The sequence below is a fragment of the Maribacter sp. genome (genome assembly GCF_049667165.1).
Taxonomy (GTDB): Bacteria; Bacteroidota; Bacteroidia; order Flavobacteriales; family Flavobacteriaceae; genus Maribacter_A.
The window spans coordinates 1-4554 of the sequence record NZ_JBATHS010000409.1; the positions used below are offsets into that span (position 1 = coordinate 1).

Sequence of the window (4554 nt, forward strand, 5' to 3'; positions counted from 1 at the left end):
TGGTACTTTTCGAACTATCCTTTAGGTCAAAAGCAATATAGTTATGCTGGCCCTCAACGTTACTTTTATTCTCTAATAGAAATGCTTTGTCATTGATGTTGTTCACCACAACATCCAAATCCCCATCGAGGTCCAAATCGCTGTAGGCGGATCCATTTGAAAAGGAAGGTGTTAAGCCAGCTTCGGTGGTCAATCGATCAAATTCAAAATCGCCTTTATTTTTAAAAATGACATTTGAAAGCTTCAGGGTCGGCATTTGGTCGATTAATTTTCTTTCGATCTCATTCGCCTGATTTTGACTGTAATCACTAAAATTGGTCGTACTGAGGAAATTGATGTAATCGAGGTCGTTAGGCCTTTTATAAATGCCATTGGTAATATAAAGATCGTTCATACCATCGTTGTCGTAATCCTCTATCAATACCGACCAGCTCCAATCGGTGGCATGGGTATTGGTCATTGGCGCAATATCGGAGAAAGTACCTTGGCCCGTATTGAGTTGAAAATTGTTACGGGCATATTGTTTGCCATATCCAAAATTTTCTTTGATTTGGTCTACTTTATCAGAATCCTCACCACCCGATTTCATAAATACCTCATGATCAAAGGGCATCATATCCAAGCTAAATACATCCTGAAGGCCATCATTGTTCAAATCGCCAATATCGGCACCCATCGTAAAGCGGGTCGTATGGTTTAACCAATCAGCACCTACTTCCTTAAAGGTCTTATCCCCTTGATTGATATACAGGTAATCATTTTCATGGAAATCATTGCCGACATATATATCCAACAATCCATCTTGATTCATGTCTGAGGTAACCAAGGCCAAACCATAACCCAAGGGACTGCTATAGATGCCGGATGCCTCTGTAACATTCTTAAAGGAAAGTGTGCCTTCTTCAAGTTTGTTTTCATAAAAGCGGTCACCGGCCAGCGAATCTTTTTCCTTTCTTTTGTCTACCCTACCATAGCTTCTTGGTGTATGTATTGAACAGTTCATAAGATACATATCCATATCCCCATCTTTGTCATAGTCCATAAAGGCAGCTTGGGTTGAAAATCCCGAAAAAGCAAGTCCAACCGCTTCTGATACCTCTTCAAAGGTTTCATTGCCCTTGTTCAGATAAAGTAGGTTATGCGCTTTTAAGCCTTTGTAGTTCCCTACCTTGGAAACATGTATATCGAGGAATCCATCGTTGTTCACATCTTCCATGGTTACCCCGGAAGACCAAGTCGAGTCTATGGCCAGGCCAGCTGACTCGGTTATATCCTTGAACTTGAGTCCTCCAAGATTCAAATAGAGCCGATCGGGAGATTGGTTCGCGGTAAAATATACATCGTCTAAGCCATCATTGTTGATGTCGCCGACGGCTACGCCCCCGCCATTGTAATAATAGAGATATTCTATAATGTTCAAATCGTTTTTTGGATGCAGGGTATTCGAAAAATCCAAACCACTTTTTTCAGGGGAGATGGAATTAAAATAAATAGCCGATTTTTCGGTGACCGCGTCTTTCTTTTCAGAACAACCAATGATTGAAATTGCCAACAGTACTACTAAGCCTTTGAGATATCTCATTTAATTTTGTAATTGAATATTGCTAGGGAATCGCTGTTTCTAGAAACTATCAATCCCTGTTTACTTACTTTTATATCGCGTATTTCACCTAAAAGGGAAAAACCTGCACCCCCATTTCGGAATTTGAAACTTGAACCATCGATATTTTCCAAATAAATGCCATATGAGGCGTCATATCGTCCGACTTCGGGTTTCGTGTTATAGAGGTTTCCACCCATAACAAGATCCTGGTCGCCATCTTGGTCAAAATCCCCTGAAGCAATCGCATAAATAGGGGAGAACTGTGCCTCAATAGGTAGTTTTACTATTTTGAAATCAAGATTGCCTTCATTGATCAGAATGATAGAGGAAAGTGTCGTGACCTGTAATTTTTGAGCTCCCTCCAATTCCGCTTCCGTAAATATTTTATTGATGTCTGCATCCTTGAACGACTCAAAATCGGGAAACTTTTTTTTAAGGTCCTTCAGTTGTTCTATCAGATTATGTCTCAGATTGTACGGATATTGTTTGCCATTTTCAGCCGTAAAGGTCATTATGGGATCTATAAATCCGTTTTGGTCGAAATCCTTAACATAGAGACTTATCGGTCTTTCGACACTTGCCCTGAACCGCGAATTCTCTCCATGGTTGCCTAGCACCAGGTCTAGGTCACCGTCATTATCAATGTCCACGGGGTGTATCACTTTCCACCATCCTTTTAAGGCCGATAAGCTGTCTTTAGTGGCCTTCGCAAAGTTGCCATCCTGATTCTTAAAAATCTCAATGCCCATAAATTCACCCAGAAGTACCAATTCGTTTTTACCATCAGCATCGAGATCCAAAAATCGGGCATCGGTGATCATTCCCAAATTTATAAGACCAGGGGCCACTTTTTCGGTAATATCCAAGAAATTGCCTTTGCCGTCGTTCTGTAATATGAAGCCAGAACCCGGCATGCCGTATTGTGTGGGAATACTGCGCTCTCCAACGAATAGATCCAAATCTCCATCTTCATCGATATCTTCGGCTATTACCGTGGCAGTACTATGATTTCCGTTGGTCGAAGGTAATAGTTGGGATGACAGGGCAAAATTGCCTTGGCCATCATTAAAATATAGACGGTCTTTCAGGTAGCTTGAAAATTGGGAAAATTCAACCCCACCACTGCATACATACAGATCCTGGTCACCGTCACCATCGGCATCAAAAAATAGGCTGCCAGCATCTTCTGAATTGCTGTTTTTTTCAAAATCAGGGATGACACTTTTTGTAAACCCTTTGGTTTTCCCTAGCAATAACGTTGAAGCCTCGCCTTTAGAACCACCAATGAAAAGGTCTTCAAGACCATCATTGTTCACGTCGGCCATCGACATCTTCGGGCCCTCTGTGCTAAGCATGTGCGGTAATAAACGATCTCGGTCAAAATCAACAAATCGATTTTCTATGTGCTTGAAAGGGACATTCAAGTTGCTTCTTGTAAAAAGATTTGGAGCTAAGGTTTCTGTGGTTTTGATAATATCAACACCGTCCATTTCATTTAGCCGTAGCATTTGATCGGCTTTTACATTCTCAAGGCGTGTGATCTTCCCAGAGGGCCATATAACTTGCACATTGACGGAATCACTGTCTGATAGACCGAAATTAGGTCGCAGGTCCATGCTCGATTGAAAGCCTCGTATGGGCTGTACTTCTTGGTATAACGACTGTTTCTTGGTCTCAATTTTTATTTTTGCACCGATGGCATTGGTATTCTTTCCTTGCCCCTGAAGTACCAATTTAAGATAGTGGTTGCCTAAAACAGAATCGGTATTGTTGCGATATACAAAGGCAGCCATATTCACATTGTTCACCACCAAGTCATAATCCCCATCGTTATCGAGGTCGCCATAGGCAGACCCGTTTGAGAAACTAGGGGTGTCTAACCCAGAGTTCCATTTTCGGTTGAATTTGAGGTCGCCCATATTCATATAGGCGTGGTTACGTACTTTGTTCGAGGGAATGATATCAATCAATTTATCGTAATCAACTTGATTACCCGATACGATCGATTGGATGGCCGCATCGCTCGAGATATATTGTAGGTAATCCTGATTCGTTAAATCCTTATAAATACCATTGGCAATGAACAGATCCTTAAGGCCATCATTGTTCATATCAAAGAACAAGGCACCCCAACTCCAATCGGAAGCTTCTACACCACTAAACCTTCCTATTTCACTAAAGGTGGAATTTCCATTGTTCAATTGTAAAACATTCCTGGTAAATTGGTGGTAATAGCCGTTTTTGAGATTATGTTGGTATTTGTTCCAATCCTCAAACGTGGTAACGGTCTTAAGTCTATCGTACTCCGATGGAAGCATTTCGGTAACGAAAAGGTCAATTTGTCCATCATTGTTGATATCGGCCACATCGGCCCCCATTGATGCGCCACTTAAGGACTGTATTTGTTCGGTCAAGGATTCTTTAAAGGTGCCATCTTTTTGGTTGATGTAAATATAGTCGCGTTCAAAAAAATCATTGGAGACATAAATATCTTCCCAATCGTCATTGTTGAGGTCACCCACGGTAACGCCTAATCCAAAGCCAATAACACTGCCATAAATGCCCGCTTGTTCACTCACATCCACAAAGATATCCCCATCATTTCGTAATAGTTTATCCCCTCCCAACACATCTCGCTCAAAGCGTTCGTTGCGCTGCAAATTGAAACTTCCTATGGACCGATACGAATTGTTCAAAAGGTAAACGTCGAGATCACCATCCCGATCATAATCAAAAAATGAGGCATGTGTTGAAAAACCCTGATTGTCAAGGCCATATTTTTCAGCTGCCTCAGTAAAGGTTACTTGGCCTGATTCGTCAGAAGGACCGTTATTGATGAACAATTCATTCTGTTTATTGTCTCCTGCGATATCACCAGAATTACAAACGTAAATATCTAAGTATCCATCCGCATTGATATCGGCCATTGTGACTCCTGTAGACCATGCTTT

At 41.3% G+C, this 4554-nt stretch carries 2 protein-coding genes; both read right to left on the bottom strand.

Annotation, left to right across the window (positions count from 1 at the left end; genetic code table 11):
• On the bottom strand, nt 1-1582 hold a 1582-nt coding region (locus WBM98_RS18335; RefSeq protein WP_424367463.1), incomplete at its 3' end, for an FG-GAP repeat domain-containing protein.
• Nucleotides 1579-4554: VCBS repeat-containing protein (locus WBM98_RS18340; protein WP_424367464.1), on the bottom strand; the 2976-nt coding region annotated here is incomplete at its 5' end. The genes WBM98_RS18335 and WBM98_RS18340, both read right to left, overlap by 4 nt.